Origin of the sequence: Microbacterium sp. SORGH_AS_0888 (genome assembly GCF_030818905.1) — a bacterium.
Classification (GTDB): Bacteria; Actinomycetota; Actinomycetes; order Actinomycetales; family Microbacteriaceae; genus Microbacterium.
The window spans coordinates 3,406,152-3,422,662 of record NZ_JAUTAZ010000001.1 but is presented as its reverse complement, the minus strand read 5'-3'; the positions used below and the strand labels follow the sequence as shown (position 1 = coordinate 3,422,662).

Here is a 16,511-nt window from a genome sequence, read left to right as displayed (position 1 = left end):
ACCGGGAAGATCCCCTGCGCGGCCGTCGCTGACGCCGTCTCCCGCCACGTGGTCGGGAGGGCGATCAGCGGATGGCATCCGTACCATTCGCCGACATCGTGACCGTAACCGAAATGAGAACAACGCCTCTCCGGACAGAGGCGCCGTTGTGAGGTTGTGGACCTGCCCATATCGTCGGCATCGAGCAAGGCCTCCGCAACCTCCGCCTGCGCTTCGTGGAAGTTTCGCGGCAATATCGACATCGATCCGCTGGAACTCCTTTGCGAAGCCCGTGGGCCGTCGAGGGCGTGCTGGCCGAACCGTTCGCCAGCATCGTCACCGAGCACGAAAAGGCATGCGGCGCCGCTCCCGAAGGAAAGGCGCCGCATGTTATTCGATGGACCTACTGCACGCTTACTCCAAACATTGCGACGGTCACCCTCCTGTCGAGCTCGCACTGAAAGCGGCGCAGTCCCGGAGACCGAAGCAAGCAGCACCGCGAGCCCGATCTGCCCGACAGCTCCGCCCTTCCGAGATAGATGAGCTGGTCGCGCGTTACCTCGAAGTCGGCAACGTCGCTGATGTGGGCCGTCAATTCGGCGTCACGCGGCAGACAGTGTGTACCCACCTCGCCTCCCGTGGGATTGAGACGGTTCGCCGCATGAGCGAGGGAAACATCACGGTCGCTGTGGCACTGTACGTCGAGGGGAAGTCCGCCGCCGCAATCGGGCGCAGGTTGGGATTTGATCCGCAGACCGTGCTCAACGGGCTACGCAGCGTTGACGTCCCCATCCGTGAGCGTCCGGGATACAGCCGGCCTACAAGCCACCCTTCATAGCAGTTCGCATGCCCTCGCGTTGCGGGCACTGAAGCGCCCTGGGTTTGTTGGAGGCTCCTGACCTTGGAAACGAGGATGGAGTTATGCCGAAGGAACAGGCGATCGGGAAGCCGACGACGCGTCGCTACTCGCCCGAGGAGAAGGCTGCCGGAGCTGAACCCGGTCTTGTGGACACCTGATCTGAGCGGCGAGAGTCGTTCGTGAAGGAGTCAACATGCCTGCAGCTCACCCGGTGGAGTTTCGTCGGAGGGCGGTCGCGCTCGCGCGGTCGAAGGAGAAGCCGATCGCGCAGCTCGCGACTGATCTCGGGATCAGCGAGTCCTGTCTGCGCCGGTGGATGAAGATCGCTGATGTCGACGAGGGCGTCCAGGAAGGCGTGACCTCGGACGAGCGCGCCGAGCTGGTTCGCTTGCGTCGCGAGAACCGGGTTCAAGCTGCGGAGATCGAGATCCTTCGGCAGGCGTCAGCGTATTTCGCTCGGGAGGTGGTCGGCCCAAAAGGGTCTTCCCGGTGATCGACCGCCTCGTCACCACCGGGATCGATGCGTCCCTGGCCTGTCGGGTACTGCGGGTCTCTCGTTCCGGGTATTACGCGTGGAAGAAGCGACCGCCCTCGCATCGTTCTCGAACGGATGCGGACCTGACGGTCACGATCGTCCGCATTCACCGCGACTCCCGAACCAGCTACGGTGCGAGGCGGGTGCATGCGGAGTTGCGGCTCGGGTTGCAGATCCGATGCGGGAAGAAGCGGGTGGCTCGGCTGATGCGCCTGGCCGGGATCGCGGGGATCAGTCACCGTCGCAAACGTGGCAAGGTCCGCCCGCTGCCGGCGCCGCATGAGGATCTCGTGAAACGTCAGTTTGTCGCGGACGGCCCGGACAAACTCTGGGTCACCGATATCACGGAACATCCGACGCGGACCGGGAAGGTCTACTGCGCGGCCGTCGTAGACGTCTTCTCCCGTCGCGTTGTTGGGTGGGCGATCGCCGATCACATCCGCGCGGAGCTCGTTGTCGACGCCCTCGACATGGCTCGGTGGCGGCGGAACCCGGAGCCGGGAACCGTGGTGCATTCGGACCGCGGATCCCAATACACGTCCTGGGTGTTCGGGCATCGGCTCCGCCAAGCTGGACTGCTCGGATCGATGGGCAGGGTCGCGTCCAGCGTCGACAACGGACTCATGGAGTCGTTCTGGTCCACGATGCAACGCGAACTCCTCGACCAGCACGTCTGGCAGAGCCGAGACGAGCTCGGGCAAGCGATCTTCGAATGGATCGAGGCCTGGTACAACCCGAAACGCCGCCACTCCGGCATCGGCGACGTCTCACCGCTCGAGTTCGAGAACACCCATCACGCCGCCATCGCGGCATAATCAACCAACAACCGTGTCCACCGAACCGGGTTCAGCTCCAAGCCCTTCAACGCGTCGCCGCTGCCCTCACTGCCCACGACTCAGACACCGGTGCGAGAGTGTCCGAGGGGATGCCCGCGGGTGAGAGAAGCCGTCAGCGACGGCTTATCTCAGAGAGCGATGCCATCGAACCGGTAAGGCGTCAAGCGGCTGAGGCCAACGAAAAACGCCATCTCACAGAGGTGGAGATGGCGGCTTTCGATGGAGGGACCAGTGGGGCTCGAACCCACGACACCCTGCTTAAAAGTTTGACTTTTGCCCTTTCGGAGACGATCCCTAACTCTGTTATTCACCACCATCACACGCACGCACGACGGCAACTTTGGGGTGCTCAAGCCGTCAAAAGTTGCCGTCAAAACTCAGCGTTGACCGGCGCGCAGATGGCGTGGTTCGGCGACCGCGTGAACGCACTTCGCAGCATGCGCGATGCGCTTGGAGGCGTCGCCATCGAACGTCTGCGACGTCGATCCTTCCCTCTCTGCCTCATCCCATCGACACACGCGATCACGAAGGAGCGCTCATGACCTCACAACGATCAGTCGGCAACGGGGCAGCAACCCCACCCGCGTTCGCAACCCGTGCCCCCTCGGCCACGCCGATGCTCATGGAAGTCGAAGTTGACGACGAACCCACCGATCTGTTCAGCGGTTCCGGCATGCTCCCCTCCGTCGCAGCTCCCGGCACTCGAGCCGTGATCTACCTCCGCGTCTCGTCTCGCGACCAGGTGAACACCGATTACGACCCCGAGGGCATTTCTCTACCGGCCCAGCGGATTGCATGTCGCCGCAAGGCTGACCAACTCGGCCTCTCGATCATCGAGGAGTACATCGAACCCGGGCGAAGCGGCACAGAGATGGAGAAGCGCGTGGCGTTCCAGCAGATGCTGCAACGCATCCGCAGCGAGAAGGACGTCGACTACGTCATCGTCCACAAGCTCAATCGCTTCGCCCGCAACCGCATTGACGACGCCATCGTTATGGCCGAGCTTCAGAAACGCGGCGTGGCGCTCATCTCCGCGACCGAGCAGATCGACGACTCGCCCGTCGGGCAACTGATGCATGGCATCCTCGCCGCTTTCAATGAGTACCGCTCACGCGAGGACGGCGCAGATATCGCCTACAAGATGGGCCAGAAGGCGAAGAGCGGAGGCACCCTCGGGAAGGCGCCGCTGGGGTACCTCAACGCGACGGAGATCTTCGAAGGTCGCAAGGTCAATACCGTCGTCATCGATCCCGAGCGGGCACCCTTCATCAGCCTCGCGTTCCAGCTCTACGCCACGGGCGAGCACACCATGGACGACATCGTCGAGATTCTCACAGCCCGCGGCCTCACCACCCGCCCGACGATCTCTCGGGCCGCGGGGCCGATCTCGGTGTCAAAGATGTCTCGCTTGCTCCGCGACCGGTACTACGTCGGCGAGGTCACGTACAAAGACGAGTCCTACGACGGCCGCCACCCCGCGCTCGTTGACCGCGAGCTCTTCGAATGTGTCCAGCGCATGCTGGAGGACACCAGCAAGGCCGGCGAACGGAAGCGCGTCCACCAGAGCTATCTGAAGGGCAGCGTGTTCTGCGGTGAGTGCCAACTCGAGCGCGGTCGCGGCGACAACCGCCTGGTGATCCAACGCGCGGTTGGCTCGAACAAAGCCGAGTACTTCTACTTCTTCTGCTCCGCTCGACAGCACGGGCAGTGCGACTCCCGCCACCTGCCCATGCACGACGTGGAGGACGCGGTTATCCGCCACTACCGAACTGTTCAGCTCAATCCCGAGTTCATCGCATGGGTCGAGAAGGCCATTGACGACGTCCTTGCCGATCAAAGGAGCGTTCAGAACCAGCTCCGCAATCAGCTCAAGACCCGACTCGCTCAGCTCGCGATAAAAGCTGCGAACCTCGTCGAACTCGTGGCTGAAGGCGGACTCGTAGCAGCCACAGCCGCCGACCGCATCCGCGCGATTGACGAAGAGAAGCGCTCCGTCGAAACCCAACTCGGTAGCATCCAAGACGACCTCTCACGAGGCGTGGACTACATCCGCGGCTGGCTGAAACTGCTTCACGATCCGTACGCCCTCTACCGCGACGCGAGCGACGAGATGCGCCGACGACTCAACCAGGCCATCTTCAAGAGGCTCTGGGTCGTCGACCTCGAACGAGTGCACTCCGAGCTGTCAGAACCAGCCCAGCTTCTCGTCGAGGCACAGAGGGCGTGGCAAGCTCAGCGCTGTTCTCAGCAACCAATGCAAAGTCCCCGACCGCCAACAGCGGACGGGGACTTTCCGTCGGTATCTCTCAGCTCAACTCTCCACATCGACGATGGCAATGTTTGGAGTAAGCGTTCTTTGGTGGACCTGAGGGGATTCGAACCCCTGACCTCTTCATTGCGAACGAAGCGCGCTACCAACTGCGCCACAGGCCCGTTAACCTCAGCTACATTATCACGACCCCAGACGGTCCTTCGTCCGCGGGCACGATCCGGCTCACCCGGATGCGCACCACTGCTTCCTCCAGGCCGGGGATGCCGCGGACCGCCGCCGCGAGCCGGCCGGCGACCGCAGCGCCGCCCTCGCTCGAGCCCACCCCGACGCTGGCCGTGACGCGAAGCTCGCTCCCCCGCTGCACCCAGCTGCACGTCGTCTCCGCTGTCGCCGCGTGCAGCGCGTGGCGCACCACGGGGCGCGCCGGATACACGTGCACCACACCGGGCTCGGCCGCGAGGACCGCATCGACACGGTGCGCCAGCTCCTCTTCTTCGATCCCGCTCATCGCCCCTCCTCCTCCACATCGACAACGGTGACGTCGACCTTCAGCACGCGCAGGGTCGTGAGGTCCTCGACCGCCGTCGCGACCGCCTCGCGTACGCGTTGGGCAGCGTCCGGGATCACGAATCCGTACGCCACGCTGACCGCGACGGACAGCGCCACCGCCCCCTCCGGTTCGTCCGTCACCCGGACGCGTCCGACCAGCACTCCGGGCACCGCATCGCCCGCCCGCCGCGCCACCTCGCGCAACGCCCCTTCGGTCACGAGCAGGGATGTCGTCTCGTCGCCACCGATCGGCAGATCGCGCCCGGCACGCACCTCTCTCGTGACCTCCTGCAGGATGCCGTCGAACCACGACCGTGCGGGCGCCTCCTGTGTGTCCTGGGCGATCATCTCGCGCGAGAGCGCACTCAGCCGTTCCATCGATGCGAGCACCGCCTGGCACTCGGGGTTGCGCTCGATCGCGGCGATCGCCGGCGTCCGGCCGCGGTCGAGGTAGGCCGAGAGGTCCTCGAGCGTGTACCCGGACCCGCCGATGTCGCGCTCCTGTTCGGTCATCGCCAGTCCTCCATGTTCTGCATCACCGCGCGCCGCGCACGAGCGATCCTGCCGCGCACGGTCGACTCGGTCGCACCGGTCTGCGCGGCGATCTCCTGATAGGAGTGCCCGCCGATCTCCCGCATGACCCATGCCACCCTCACATCATCGGGAAGCCCTGCCAGCGCCCGCCGCAGCTGTTCCACCTGAGAGCCGAGCTCCGCACGCTCCTCGGGTCCGACCGCCGCGTCGGCGACATCGACACCCTCGAGCGAGTCGACCGGATGCCGCTGCCGGAACCGGTCGTTCACCTTCCGCACGACGATCGTGGACAGCCACGATCGCACACGCTCGGGGGCATCGAGGCTCGGCAGCTTCTGCCAGGCGGTGATGAACGCCTCCTGCACGCAGTCCTCCGCATCCGCCCGCGAGGACATCATCCGCGTCGCGAATGCGATCAGGTAGGGCGCGTGCCGACGCATGAGGACGGCGAACGCGTCGGTGTCGCCATCGGCCGCACGGCCCGCGAGAACCGCGTCCGACGCCGACTCGATCGAGATCACCCCTCTTCGGTACCACGCGGCGAGAGACCGCGACAACCCCCTCACCGGGCGAAAGCAGGGCACGTGATCATGCTCAGAGAACTCCCAGGGAAAGCCGCATGACAAAACGGGAGGTCGCCCCGTCTCACCTGTAGACGCATTGATCGCCCCGAGATCCGGGGCAGGAAGGGAGCATCATGGCTCAGAACATCACCGAGACCGCCGTCGCTCAGAACGGCAAGACCACGATCGTCGACCCCGTCGTCGCGAAGATCGCCGGCATCGCGGCACGCGAGGTTCCCGGCGTCCACGCCCTCGGCGGCGGAGCGGCCCGCGTGATCGGGAACATCCGCGAGGCGGTCGGCGCGAAGGACTACGGCCAGGGCGTGCGCGTCGAGGTCGGTGAGACCGAGGTCGCCGCCGACATCTCGATCGTCGTCGACTACCCCGAGGAGCTGCAGCGGGTTGCGAACGGCGTCCGCACGGCGGTCGCCGAGGCGATCACGGATCTCGTGGGCATGAAGGTCGCCGAGATCAACGTCACCATCGTCGACGTCTACATCCCCGGTGAGGACGACGACGCCGAGACCGAGGCTCGCGTCCAGTGAACGCCATCGCCTACGGGACGGGCGTCGGCATCGCGCTCGCCTTCGCCGCCCTGCTGTTCGGGTTCTGGGGCTTCCTCCTCGTCGTCGTGCTCGGCGGCATCGGCGCCCTCGTGGGTGCAAGCCTCTCCGGCCGGATCGACCTGCGCGCCGCCCTCGACGCGGCACGCGGGCGCCGGGTCGGCTGATGGCCGCGGTCCCGGGGCGCGTGGTCGTGACCGCCGCCGCGTACCAGCGCGTGCTGGGCGCGGTGGCGGCCGACGCCCTCGGCGTCCCCCGCAGAGTCCCCCGGGTGCGCGTGAGCGACGAGGCGGGAAGCCTCCGCGCCGAGGTGCGCTCACCGGTCCGCGTCCGCGCGGGCGAGACAGTGCTCGCGCTCGCCCGTGACGCGTCGGCACGCGTGCAGGAGGAGGGCTCGCGTCTCACCGGCGCCGCCGTGGCGACCGGGCACATCCACATCACCGCCGTCGAGAACAGGAAGGAGAGAGTCCGATGACCGAACGCGCACTGCGCGCCGCAGAACGCCGGATGCTGTATCGCTCGCGCAGCGCCGCCGTCACCGTCGCGCTCGTCATCCTCGTGATCGCGGCTGCGTACGGGGCCACGGAGGCCGTGCTCGCCGCCCTCGGGCAGCCGCCGCTGCTGCGCTCCCCCGCCGACACCGTACGCCTGCTGGCGACGGACGACGTGGCGCGATGGATCGCGATCGGCGCGCTCGGCGTCGCGGGGATCGCGGCGCTCGTCGCGGCCCTCACACCCGGGTCGCGGCACCGCCGCCGCGTGCACGACGAGCGCTTCCGCGCCGTCGTCGACGACGACGTCATCGCCGGCTCCGCATCTCGGGTCGCCGCCACGGTCGGCGCCGTGCCGTCCGCGCACGTCCTCACCCGCATGAGCCGGCGTCAGGCGCTCGTCGAGGTCCGCCCGACGACGGGGTTCCCGGTCGAGCAGAGCACCGTCACGGATGCCGTCGCCCGCGACCTCGCGGAGCTCTCCCTCCGGCCCGCACCGCGCGTACGGGTGGCCGTCGCAACGAAGGGAACCCTCTCATGACCCGTAGCAACCGCACTCTCAACCGGGTAATCCTGGCCCTGCTCGGCCTCATCGCCCTGAGCGGGGCCGCGGCCCTCGCCCTTCCCTGGCTCGACGTGCCGACACCGTTCCTCGCCTCCGGCGACGCCGTCGTGCAGGGCCTCGGCGAGCCGACGGTGCTCTGGATCGGCGTGGGCGCCGCCGCCGTCATCGTCGCGCTGTCGATCGCGTGGATCGCGACCCGCGGCCGCGGCCACACCACCGCCGCCTGGGAGGACGACGCGCTGCGCATCGACGGCCGCGTCGTCGAGGACATGCTGCAGACGGGGCTGGCGGCGAACGCGGACGTGCTGGGCGTGTCAGCCACCCCCTACCGGCTGCGCGGCGCGCGCATCCTCGGCGTACGGGTCATCTGCCGTCGGCGGACCGCCGTGCCCCTCCTGCTGCAGGACCTGCGCCGCGCCGTCGCGGAGCTCGACGCGACCTTCGGCACACCGCTTCCGCTCGTCATCCACGTGAGCGGCGGCACGCGTTCGCGGTTCCGCTCCGCGACCGCCATCCACTGACCACACCACGTCCTGGGTCCCCCCAGGCACCCCCCCGAGAGAAAGGAACCCCCATGGGAATCGCCGACGACATCAAGCACGCTGCCGAGGACCTCGCCGGCAAGGCGAAGGAGGCCACCGGCAAGCTCACCGGCAACGACAAGCTCGAGGCCGAGGGCAAGACCGAGCAGGTCACGTCCGACGTCAAGAAGACGGGCACCGACATCAAGGATGCGGTCACCGGCGACAAGTGACTCGAGCGATCGAGGCCGCGGGGAGCATGCTCCTCGCGGCCTCGTCGTTTCCGGTCCGGGAATCAGCCCGCAGCGCGACGCTGGTCCAGCAGCCGCCGCACGTGATCCTCGATCTCTGCGTCATCGACGTAGCCCATGCTGGCGAACGGCGACGCGGATGCCGCCCGCTCCTCACGCGCGACGGCGATCGACGGCGGCGCCGCCTCCTCGGCCTTCTCGCGCTTGGCCTCCTCAAGCGCCGCGGCGCGCAGCGCCTCCCGCGCCGCCGCACCGTCGAGCACGGCCGCCGCGCGCGAGCCCGTGGACGAGACGAGCGGTTTCGGCAGCTGCCGCGGATGCCATGTGGCCCGTGGCGCCGCGACGGGCAGCTCGACGTCCTGCACGGTCTGGGGCACGGTCGCCGGCTCAGCAACCGACCGGGTCGCCGCACGGGCGGCCACTCGCGCCATCCGCTGCAGCAGGAGGAAACCGATGACGGTGGCAACGCCACCCGCCCACAGCAGGGTCTGCGCGCCGGCGGTCATCACCATCCAGACGCCCGTTCCGGATGCCGCAAGCCCGAGCACCGTCAGCACGGTCGCCAGAAGGCGCAGACGCCGTCGTGCCCGGGCACGGCGGGCGGCGGGCAGCGCTCGCGCGCGTGCAGCGCGACGCTCGGCCTCTTCGCGCTGCGCGGCGGCCTCAGCCTTCGCGGCCTCGAGCGCGGCACGTGTGCTCGCCCGCTCGGCCTCGGCTTCGGCACGTGCCCGAGCGAGCTGGGCCTCCTCGCGTTCCGCGAGCGTCTTCCGCGCCAAGCGCTGCTGAGCCAACGCGGTGCGGGCGTTCAACTCGAGTCGCACCTCTTCCGGGCGTCTCACTGGTCTCGGCCAGCACGCGCAGCGCCTGGTTCAGCCGCACGGCGTTGCGCTCGGCAGCGTTGTACTGGTGCCGGCTCTGCCAGGAGGGAAGCAGATAGAGCAGCCACAGCGCGACCGCGACGAACACGACGATGCCACCGCCCCACATCTGCCCGTTCATGCCCCTCACGGTATGCGACGAGCGCCCCGGCGGCCCGCTAGGACCGCGCGTGTCGGCGGTTCAGCCCCGGCGATCGGCCTCCGGGACGTCGGCGGCATGACGCGGAGCCTGCCCGCTGACCCACCGCGCGAGCACGCCGTGAGGCACCTCCTCGCGCACGAGGGCGAAGGCGTAGTGGTCGCGCCAGTCGCCGTCGATGTGGATGTAGCGTCGCCGGAGACCCTCATAACGGAAGCCGAGCTTCTGCACCACGCGCAGGCTCGCCGCGTTCTCGGGGCGGATGCAGATCTCCATGCGGTGCAGCCGCAGCTCGGTGAAACAGAGGTCGGTGGCAAGCGCCACGGAGGTCGGCGTGATGTCCCGACCGGCGAACTCCTTCGCGACCCAGTAGCCGATCGTCGCGGAGGCGAGCGAGCCGCGCGCGATCCCCCACACGTTCAGCTGCCCGGCGACGTTCCCCTCGTACTCCATGACGAACGGCACCCCGCCGCCGTCGCGGTACTGCTGCAGGAGCCGGCGCACGCCCACCCGCATGTCCAGCGACACCGGGCCGTCGGGGCTCGTCGCCTCCCAGGGCGCGAGCCACGCACGGTTGCTCATCAGGTGATCCTGGAGAACGCGCGCGTCGCGCTGCCTGATCAGCCGGATGCCGATCGGGCCGTGCTCTCGAGGGACGCTCAGATCCACCGGTCAGAGCCCGGAGGCGAAGTCCTTCAGCCACGGCCGCAGGTCGGGGCCGAGGTCGTCGCGGTCGCTGGCGAGCTGCACGATCGCCTTGATGTAGTCGAGCTTGTCGCCCGTGTCGTAGCGACGCCCGCGGAACACGACGCCGTACACCCCCTTCTCGGGGTCGGCCGCCATCTCCTGCAGCGCATCCGTCAGCTGGATCTCACCGCCCTTGCCGGGGGCCGTGTGCTCGAGCACCTCGAAGACATCCGCTCCCAGCACGTAGCGTCCGATCACGGCCAGGTTGGAGGGAGCGTCCTCTTTCTTCGGCTTCTCGACCATCCCGGTGATCTTGACGACCCCCTCCGTGCCGGTCTCCTCGACCGCAGCGACGCCGTAGAGGTGGATGTGGTCGGGGTCGACCTCCATGAGGGCGATGACGGCTGCGCCGCGCTTGTCGTACTCGGCGAGCATCTGCGACAGCAGCGGGTCCCGCTCATCGATCAGGTCGTCCCCGAGGAGCACCGCGAAGGGATGGTCGCCCACGTGGGCCTGGGCGCGCAGCACTGCGTGTCCCAGTCCTTTGGGCTCCCCCTGACGGACGAGGTGGATGTCGGCGAGATCGGAGGAGTGCTCGACCTTCGCGAGCTTGTCGGAGTCGCCTTTCTCGCGCAGCTTCTGCTCGAGCTCCGGCATGGAGTCGAAGTGGTTCGCGATGTTGTTCTTGTTGCGCCCGATGATGATGAGCACGTCCTCGATGCCAGCGCCCACCGCCTCTTCGACGACGTACTGGATCGCGGGCTTGTCGACGACGGGCAGCATCTCCTTCGGCATCGCCTTGGTCGCCGGCAGGAACCGGGTCCCGAGGCCCGCGGCAGGGATGACGGCTTTGAAGGGCTTGTGCGACATGCGCCGATCCTATCGGCCACGGAAACTACAATCATGCACATGTCCGACCCCGTCGATCACGCCAAGCGCGCGCTGCGCGCCGACCTGCGCGAGCGCCGCCGAGCGATGTCGGAGCGAGCGCGGGAGGCCGCGGCAGCCGGTGTGACGCAGCAGCTCAACGCCCTCGTCGAGTCCCTCGAGGCACGATCCGTGTCGTGCTACCTCTCGACCGGCGCCGAGCCGGACACCCGCGAGTTCGTCCGCGGCGCCGTCGCCCGCGGCATCCGGGTGCTGCTGCCCGTGACCCGCGTGGACGGGCTCCTCGACTGGGCCGTCGCGACCGCCGACGACGAGCTCACGGAGGGCCTGCTCGGCCTGCCCGAGCCGACCGGCGACCTGCTGGGACCCATCGCCGTGAACGACGTCGACCTCATGATCATCCCCGCCGCCGCCGTCGACCGCACCGGCATGCGGCTCGGCTGGGGCCGCGGCTACTTCGACAAGACGATCGGGTCGATGGAGCGCTGCCCCCCGGTCTACGCCGTCGTGTTCGAGTCCGAGGTCCTCGACGACGTGCCCGCAGAACCCCACGACCAGCCGGTGACCGGCGTCGTGACCCCCACCCATACGACGCGCCTCGCGCCCGCGACGCGCTGAACCATCCGGAGACCCATGCCCACCTACGCCTATGCCTGCAAGCAGTGCCAGCACCGTTTCGACGCCGTGCAGTCCTTCTCCGACCCGGCCCTGACCGTGTGTCCGGAGTGCGGCGGCGAGTTGCGCAAGCAGTACGGCTCGATCGGTGTCACCTTCAACGGTTCCGGCTTCTATCGCACCGACTCGCGATCGGGGTCGACCACCGGCTCGACCGGCGGCGCCGCGGCGTCAAGCGGTGGCGATTCCTCATCGTCTTCGACATCATCGAAGTCTGAGTCGACGAGCACGTCCGCGCCCGCCGCATCCTGACAGCAGACGATACGAGAAGCACGAGGAGTACGAGATGATCAAGGGCTTCAAAGAATTCATCATGCGCGGCAACGTCATCGACCTTGCCGTCGCCGTCGTCATCGGCGCAGCGTTCACGGCGATCGTGAACGCTGCCGTCTCGAGCATCATCACGCCGCTCATCTCGGTCTTCTGGAAGGCGGACGCCGCAGGGGTTCCGGGGATCCCGGTGCCGGATCTGTACGGCGGGACCGTGATCTTCCCGATCGGCGAGCTGATCAGCGCGATCATCAGCTTCCTCGCGGTCGCCGCCGTCGTGTACTTCGTGTTCGTCTACCCGATGAACACCTGGAAGGAGCGCCAGGCCCGTCGCGCCGGTGTGAAGGAGCCTGAGGACGCCAAGCTCCCCACCGAGCAGGAGCTCCTCATCCAGATCCGCGACCTCCTCGAGAAGCAGCAGACCCCGCCGCGCGCCTGAGACCCGTCAGGCCCCGGAGCGCGCGGTGTCGTCACCGCGGCGAGGACCCGCCGACGAGCACAGGCCCCGGGGGTGTCACGCGGTCAGTAGTGCGGGGGGACGTCGCGGCGCATGCGCTCGTCGTTCGGGCCCGACGAGCCCGGGGCAGCGGATGCCGTCGAGCCGGTGGGCGTGCCCACGTCGCCTGCCTGCAGCGCATCGGCCGCCGGCTCCGGGATCGTTCCCGGCGCCGGCGTGAGACGGGCACGCCGAGCCCCCGGCATCCGCTCGATCCGCTGACGGGGCGCCGCCTCCGCGCGGCCGGGCGCGGGAGAGTCGGTGGGGTCAGACATCGAGCGGCTGTGTGGTGACCTCTGCTGCGCCCGCGACCCCCTCGACGCCGAGCATCGCCGCCGCACGAGCGGCCACCGCGGCGGGATCGCTGTAGAGGTCGAAGGCGTGCACCCGCAGATAGTGCCAGCCCAGGCGCCGCAGGATCTGCGGCCGCAGTCGCAGCGACTCGCGCAGCGACTCCCCTCGCGTCTCGGGATCGCTCTCGACCACGATCGCCTTGCCCTCGTGCTTGGCGACGAGCGGCAGCAGACCGCGGTAGTTCAGCTCGACCGTCACGCCCAGGCGCCGCAGCTCACGCGCGAGCACACGGGTCAGCGGATCGGACAGGTCCTCCAGGTGCGAGTCGCGCCCACGGGCCGCCACGCCGCCGAGGATCGACATCAGAGTCGCCGCGCCGTTCTCCAGGCGTCCGTCCTCGAACGCCGTCGGCCGGATGGAGGAGACGATCACCATGGAGCGCCGCGCCCTGGTCATGCCGACCGTGAGCAGGCGCTCTCCGTCGGGCCCCGACAGGTCGCCGAAGTCGCTCAGGACGCGCCCGTGCTTGGTGAGCCCGAAACCGAGCGAGAAGATGACACGATCGCGGCTCTCGGCGACCGACTCCTCGAGCGTGAGAACCGCGAACGGCTCGGCCGTGTCCCGCGAGACGAACTCGGCGACATCCGACCGGCCCGCGAAGGCCTCGCCGACCGCGGCTCGGACACGCTCGGCGTGGCGACGGCTCGCCGTGACGACCATGAGCGACTCGGTGGGGCGCCCGGTTGCGTGCTCGACGACGAGCGAGACCACGCGGGCGAGCTCGGCGTCCGGGCTCTCGACGGCGCCGGTGACCGGGTCGGGGGTGCCCGTGCCGCCCTCGACGTAGTCGACGCTGAGGCTGCCGCGCCCGAGGTAGGAGCCGGCCCAGGGCAGCGACACGAGCTCGCCGCCATAGAAGGCGTCGTTCACGAGCTCGGCGAGGTCCTCGCCGCCGGCGCGATAGCTGCGGGTCAGGGTCGCGACGTCGAGCAGCTCGCTCGCGCGCTCGAACACGCTCACCGAGTCGAAGGGCTCGTCGAACTCGTCGCGGTCGGAGGCGACGCCCGCGGTCACCGCGAAGGGGGTGGGGCGCTGCGTGACCGGGTCGCCGAACAGCACCACCTGTCGCGCCCGGCGGAGCGCGGGGGCGGCCTCTGCGAGGCAGAGAGCGCCCGCATCCGCCACCAGCACGACGTCGAAGGCGGGCGCATCGGGGATGTCGGGAACCTCATAGGGCGAGGCGATCCAGACGGGTGCCAGCACGCTCATGAGCGTAGGCGCCGCCCGCAGGAGCCCCTCCGGGCTCTCGACACCGGCGCGAAGCGCGTTCTTGAGGGCGTCGGACTCGTGCGGGTGGTCGACGATGCCGATGCGCCAGCGGGTGGCGAGCTGGTGCGCGAGCAGGGGTCCGGATGCGGCGGCATGCGCCTCGTCGACCAGCCGGAAGTCGCGCTCGAGACGGTCGAGGACCGCCGTGTTGGCGCCGAGGAGGGCGCGGTCCGTGCGCAGCAGGTGCTCGAGCGCCGACTGCCACCAGGCGAACTCGAGCTCGGCGGCGACCTGCGACTCGGGCACGTGCCGGACCGACAGCTCGGTGAGCAGCGACTCGAGCCCCAGGGCCGCGAGCTCGGCACGCAGAGCGGTGCGCTCGACGAGGTTCTCGAAGTAGGACGACTCGGCGGCGAGGGCGGCCAGGGTGCGCACGAGGTGCGGGATCGGCAGGGCCGACAGCCGCGCGCTCTCGGGCCGGCGGAGGATCGCATCGAGCTCTCCGAGCTGCGCGTGCACGCGCTGCCAGGCGACGTGCACGTCGGCGAGCCCGACCGGGACCTCGGGGATGACGCCCAGCTCGACCAGTCGCTGCCAGTCGGCGCGCTGCTGGTGGATGCGCACGAGCGACTCGTACATGTCGCCGACGTGGACGCCGGGACGCACGTACTCGCGAGAGAGGTTCTTGAGTCGGCGACGGTTCGCCGAGGACATGTTCGGCGCATCGCGCTTGGGGGCGTGGGCCTGGATGAGCTCGACGAGCGGGCGTTCGAACACGCTGGGGCTGAACTTGTCGAGCGTCTCCCGGATCCCCTGCAGGAGCCGCACATACTCGCCGAGCTCGTCGATCGTGCGGAACGGCCGCATCCGCGTCTGCGCGATGAGCTCGTACCCGCGCTCGAGAAGGCTCGGCACGTCCTGCCCGTTCAGCCGCCCCGCAAGGGCGTGCGCGGCGCGAGCGGCATCGGTCGTGTCGAAGGCGACGCCGTACCAGGGCGAGTCGTCCGGCCCGAAGCGGAACTCCCCCAGCCGGGCGGCATCCACCAGACGCTTCGCCGCGGCCGGCCGGCTGTCACGCAGCACCTCGAGGGTCGCGACGTCGAACCGTGCGGTCGTGGACGGTGCGGGGCTGCGGGTCGCGAGCTCGGTGAGCCGGCTCACGACCTCGAGCGCCGTCGTCCCGAGCGCCGGATGCGGCACGGTCAACGCCCCGCGGTAGTCGCGCAGCACCGTGCGCAGGCGTACGAGCGCGTCGTCGATGTCGGACACGGCTGGCGCGGTCGCCCTCTCGTTGCGGCCGATGGCGCGGATGAGGTCTCTGCGCAGCCGGCGCGGCGAGACCGCGAGCGCGTCGAGCCCGATCCCGGCGAGGCGGTGGCGGATGCCGTCCAGCGTCGATCGGCGGGCGCTCGTGACGAGCACGCGCTTGCCGCTCGCGACGAGGGCCCCGATCGCGTTGATGACGGTCTGCGTGCCCCCGGTGCCGGGCAGGGTGTGCACGGCGAGCGAGTGGCCGGCCGCGATCCGCGCGAGCACGGCCTCCTGCTCCTCGTCGGCGTCGAGCAGCAGCGTGTCGGCCGCGGGAGTGCGGTCGTCGGGGCTGGTCACGAGCGGCAGCGCCGGGCGGATCGAGACGCGTTCGCGGTCGTCGGGGTGCCCGGCGAGGGCGTTGAGGAACGGCCGGTCGAGGTCCTGCGTGTCGCGGGCCATGCCCGAGCCGACGTCGACGAAGTTCGACACGACGAGGCGGGGCACGACCGTGAAGGTGGCGATGTGGGTCGTGAGCGCGCGGAGGTGGTCGATGACCGGCTGCGGCTTGAAGACGTTGCCGTCGTAGGCGAGGGCCGCGAGCGCCTGGCTGTCGAGGCTGATGCCGAAGTGCGAGCCGAGCGCGCGCAGCAGCTCGGGGTTGACCGCGAAGCCGCCGTGCAGCTTCAGCTCGAAGTCGGTGTGGTGGCGACGGATCCCGAGCGGGCGCAGCAGCACCGGCGCGGTGTAGGGCTGGCCGCCGATCTTCCAGGAGGCCATGCCCACGGCGAGATGGACGGACTCCAGGCCGCGGGCGGTGCGCAGCTCGACGTTCTTCGCGGTGATCCGCTCCGCGGCGATCCGCGCGGTGCGCAGAGCGACCTCGTCGCGGTAGAGGTTGGAGAGCAGCGTCGAGCGGCCGGTGAGGAATTGCGGCAGGCTGCCGGGGTGGGCTTTGTTGATGTCGATGCCGCGCTCGGGCGTGTCGTCGTAGGTGAGAAGGGTCGAGCGACCCCCCAGCAGCGCGGCCTGCGCGCGGATGCGGCTGCGCTCCGCATCCGCGATATGGCCGACCTCCACGCCGGGATCGGCCACGCTCAGATCGCTCGGGCGCACATCTGCTCCCGCCTCGTCTGCACCGGCCACAGC

Annotated in this window: 19 protein-coding genes, 1 tRNA gene and 1 pseudogene; 12 read left to right on the top strand and 9 right to left on the bottom strand. The window is 69.1% G+C overall.

Going from position 1 to position 16,511, the window contains the following annotated elements; translation table 11 throughout:
• Window positions 1-1,031 precede the first annotated feature (1,031 nt).
• From QE381_RS16810 to QE381_RS18000, 3 genes and pseudogenes are all read left to right on the top strand, one after another.
• The gene (locus QE381_RS16810) at window positions 1,032-1,331 is read left to right on the top strand and encodes a transposase (RefSeq protein ID WP_307218771.1); all 300 of its coding nucleotides are present in this window, start codon (window positions 1,032-1,034) and stop codon (window positions 1,329-1,331) included.
• A complete protein-coding gene (locus tag QE381_RS16805) occupies window positions 1,328-2,188 on the top strand; it encodes an IS3 family transposase (protein ID WP_307218769.1) in 861 nt (286 codons plus the stop codon). Before QE381_RS16810 ends, QE381_RS16805 begins: the two co-directional genes overlap by 4 nt.
• Window positions 2,189-2,747: 559 nt before the next feature.
• Window positions 2,748-3,917: pseudogene (locus QE381_RS18000) on the top strand (recombinase family protein); the annotation flags it as partial.
• Window positions 3,918-4,566: 649 nt separating this feature from the next.
• On the opposite strand, the gene QE381_RS16790 reads toward QE381_RS18000, so the two are convergent.
• The 4 genes from QE381_RS16790 to QE381_RS16775 form a co-directional block, all read right to left on the bottom strand.
• Window positions 4,567-4,642, bottom strand: a tRNA-Ala gene (locus tag QE381_RS16790).
• Window positions 4,643-4,653: 11 nt separating this feature from the next.
• On the bottom strand, window positions 4,654-4,989 hold the full coding sequence (locus tag QE381_RS16785) for a hypothetical protein (protein WP_307220007.1): 336 nt from the start codon (window positions 4,987-4,989) through the stop codon (window positions 4,654-4,656).
• Window positions 4,986-5,543: an Asp23/Gls24 family envelope stress response protein gene (locus tag QE381_RS16780; protein WP_307220005.1), complete on the bottom strand. Its 558-nt coding sequence runs from the start codon at window positions 5,541-5,543 to the stop codon at window positions 4,986-4,988. The genes QE381_RS16785 and QE381_RS16780 overlap by 4 nt, the downstream gene beginning before the upstream one ends.
• Complete coding sequence (locus QE381_RS16775) at window positions 5,540-6,085, bottom strand: RNA polymerase sigma factor (RefSeq protein WP_307220004.1); 546 nt, start codon at window positions 6,083-6,085, stop codon at window positions 5,540-5,542. Before QE381_RS16775 ends, QE381_RS16780 begins: the two co-directional genes overlap by 4 nt.
• Before the next feature lie 176 nt (window positions 6,086-6,261).
• Between QE381_RS16775 and QE381_RS16770 the strand changes: the two genes are divergently transcribed.
• The 6 genes from QE381_RS16770 to QE381_RS16745 are packed head-to-tail and all read left to right on the top strand — an operon-like array spanning window position 6,262 to window position 8,500.
• Window positions 6,262-6,672: an Asp23/Gls24 family envelope stress response protein gene (locus tag QE381_RS16770; protein ID WP_307220003.1), complete on the top strand. Its 411-nt coding sequence runs from the start codon at window positions 6,262-6,264 to the stop codon at window positions 6,670-6,672.
• On the top strand, window positions 6,669-6,857 hold the full coding sequence (locus QE381_RS16765; RefSeq protein ID WP_307220002.1) for a DUF2273 domain-containing protein: 189 nt from the start codon (window positions 6,669-6,671) through the stop codon (window positions 6,855-6,857). Before QE381_RS16770 ends, QE381_RS16765 begins: the two co-directional genes overlap by 4 nt.
• Window positions 6,857-7,165, top strand: a complete 309-nt coding sequence (locus QE381_RS16760; protein WP_307220000.1) for a hypothetical protein — start codon at window positions 6,857-6,859, stop codon at window positions 7,163-7,165. Before QE381_RS16765 ends, QE381_RS16760 begins: the two co-directional genes overlap by 1 nt.
• Window positions 7,162-7,722 carry a DUF6286 domain-containing protein gene (locus QE381_RS16755; RefSeq protein ID WP_307219998.1) on the top strand — a complete coding sequence of 187 codons (561 nt, stop codon included), beginning with the start codon at window positions 7,162-7,164 and terminating at the stop codon, window positions 7,720-7,722. Before QE381_RS16760 ends, QE381_RS16755 begins: the two co-directional genes overlap by 4 nt.
• The gene (locus QE381_RS16750; protein WP_307219997.1) at window positions 7,719-8,267 is read left to right on the top strand and encodes a hypothetical protein; all 549 of its coding nucleotides are present in this window, start codon (window positions 7,719-7,721) and stop codon (window positions 8,265-8,267) included. Before QE381_RS16755 ends, QE381_RS16750 begins: the two co-directional genes overlap by 4 nt.
• A 53-nt stretch (window positions 8,268-8,320) precedes the next feature.
• Complete coding sequence (locus QE381_RS16745) at window positions 8,321-8,500, top strand: CsbD family protein (RefSeq protein WP_307219995.1); 180 nt, start codon at window positions 8,321-8,323, stop codon at window positions 8,498-8,500.
• Between the two features lie 62 nt (window positions 8,501-8,562).
• Here QE381_RS16745 and QE381_RS16740 read toward each other — a convergent pair whose 3' ends face one another.
• From QE381_RS16740 to galU, 3 genes are all read right to left on the bottom strand, one after another.
• On the bottom strand, window positions 8,563-9,327 hold the full coding sequence (locus tag QE381_RS16740; protein ID WP_307219993.1) for a large exoprotein: 765 nt from the start codon (window positions 9,325-9,327) through the stop codon (window positions 8,563-8,565).
• Window positions 9,328-9,577: 250 nt separating this feature from the next.
• Window positions 9,578-10,204 carry a GNAT family N-acetyltransferase gene (locus QE381_RS16735; RefSeq protein ID WP_307219992.1) on the bottom strand — a complete coding sequence of 209 codons (627 nt, stop codon included), beginning with the start codon at window positions 10,202-10,204 and terminating at the stop codon, window positions 9,578-9,580.
• Window positions 10,205-10,207: 3 nt separating this feature from the next.
• Complete coding sequence (galU, locus tag QE381_RS16730; RefSeq protein WP_307219990.1) at window positions 10,208-11,092, bottom strand: UTP--glucose-1-phosphate uridylyltransferase GalU; 885 nt, start codon at window positions 11,090-11,092, stop codon at window positions 10,208-10,210.
• 39 nt (window positions 11,093-11,131) lie between these two features.
• Between galU and QE381_RS16725 the strand changes: the two genes are divergently transcribed.
• From QE381_RS16725 to mscL, 3 genes are read left to right on the top strand one after another with little or no spacing between them, the layout of a single operon-like run.
• Window positions 11,132-11,728, top strand: coding sequence for a 5-formyltetrahydrofolate cyclo-ligase (locus tag QE381_RS16725; protein WP_307219988.1), 597 nt, complete (start codon window positions 11,132-11,134; stop codon window positions 11,726-11,728).
• Between the two features lie 15 nt (window positions 11,729-11,743).
• A complete protein-coding gene (locus QE381_RS16720; protein WP_307219986.1) occupies window positions 11,744-12,037 on the top strand; it encodes an FmdB family zinc ribbon protein in 294 nt (97 codons plus the stop codon).
• 34 nt (window positions 12,038-12,071) lie between these two features.
• Window positions 12,072-12,494: a large conductance mechanosensitive channel protein MscL gene (mscL, locus tag QE381_RS16715; RefSeq protein WP_307219985.1), complete on the top strand. Its 423-nt coding sequence runs from the start codon at window positions 12,072-12,074 to the stop codon at window positions 12,492-12,494.
• An 83-nt stretch (window positions 12,495-12,577) separates the two neighbouring features.
• On the opposite strand, the gene QE381_RS16710 is transcribed toward mscL, so the two are convergent.
• Together QE381_RS16710 and QE381_RS16705 are read right to left on the bottom strand one after the other, a co-directional pair.
• Window positions 12,578-12,826, bottom strand: a complete 249-nt coding sequence (locus tag QE381_RS16710; protein ID WP_307219983.1) for a hypothetical protein — start codon at window positions 12,824-12,826, stop codon at window positions 12,578-12,580.
• Entirely contained in the window at window positions 12,819-16,508 is a 3,690-nt protein-coding gene (locus QE381_RS16705) for an AAA family ATPase (RefSeq protein WP_307219982.1), read from the bottom strand. The genes QE381_RS16710 and QE381_RS16705 overlap by 8 nt, the downstream gene beginning before the upstream one ends.
• Window positions 16,509-16,511: the final 3 nt, after the last annotated feature.

What these genes read in the sequence shown, in the direction of transcription:
- QE381_RS16810 (WP_307218771.1), top strand. Translation starts at nt 1,032, where the DNA reads ATGCCTGCAGCTCACCCGGTGGAGTTTCGTCGGAGGGCGGTCGCGCTC.
- QE381_RS16785 (WP_307220007.1), bottom strand. Translation starts at nt 4,989, where the DNA reads ATGAGCGGGATCGAAGAAGAGGAGCTGGCGCACCGTGTCGATGCGGTC.
- QE381_RS16780 (WP_307220005.1), bottom strand. Translation starts at nt 5,543, where the DNA reads ATGACCGAACAGGAGCGCGACATCGGCGGGTCCGGGTACACGCTCGAG.
- QE381_RS16770 (WP_307220003.1), top strand. Translation starts at nt 6,262, where the DNA reads ATGGCTCAGAACATCACCGAGACCGCCGTCGCTCAGAACGGCAAGACC.
- QE381_RS16760 (WP_307220000.1), top strand. Translation starts at nt 6,857, where the DNA reads ATGGCCGCGGTCCCGGGGCGCGTGGTCGTGACCGCCGCCGCGTACCAG.
- QE381_RS16755 (WP_307219998.1), top strand. Translation starts at nt 7,162, where the DNA reads ATGACCGAACGCGCACTGCGCGCCGCAGAACGCCGGATGCTGTATCGC.
- QE381_RS16750 (WP_307219997.1), top strand. Translation starts at nt 7,719, where the DNA reads ATGACCCGTAGCAACCGCACTCTCAACCGGGTAATCCTGGCCCTGCTC.
- QE381_RS16745 (WP_307219995.1), top strand. Translation starts at nt 8,321, where the DNA reads ATGGGAATCGCCGACGACATCAAGCACGCTGCCGAGGACCTCGCCGGC.
- galU (WP_307219990.1), bottom strand. Translation starts at nt 11,092, where the DNA reads ATGTCGCACAAGCCCTTCAAAGCCGTCATCCCTGCCGCGGGCCTCGGG.
- QE381_RS16725 (WP_307219988.1), top strand. Translation starts at nt 11,132, where the DNA reads ATGTCCGACCCCGTCGATCACGCCAAGCGCGCGCTGCGCGCCGACCTG.
- QE381_RS16720 (WP_307219986.1), top strand. Translation starts at nt 11,744, where the DNA reads ATGCCCACCTACGCCTATGCCTGCAAGCAGTGCCAGCACCGTTTCGAC.
- mscL (WP_307219985.1), top strand. Translation starts at nt 12,072, where the DNA reads ATGATCAAGGGCTTCAAAGAATTCATCATGCGCGGCAACGTCATCGAC.
- QE381_RS16710 (WP_307219983.1), bottom strand. Translation starts at nt 12,826, where the DNA reads ATGTCTGACCCCACCGACTCTCCCGCGCCCGGCCGCGCGGAGGCGGCG.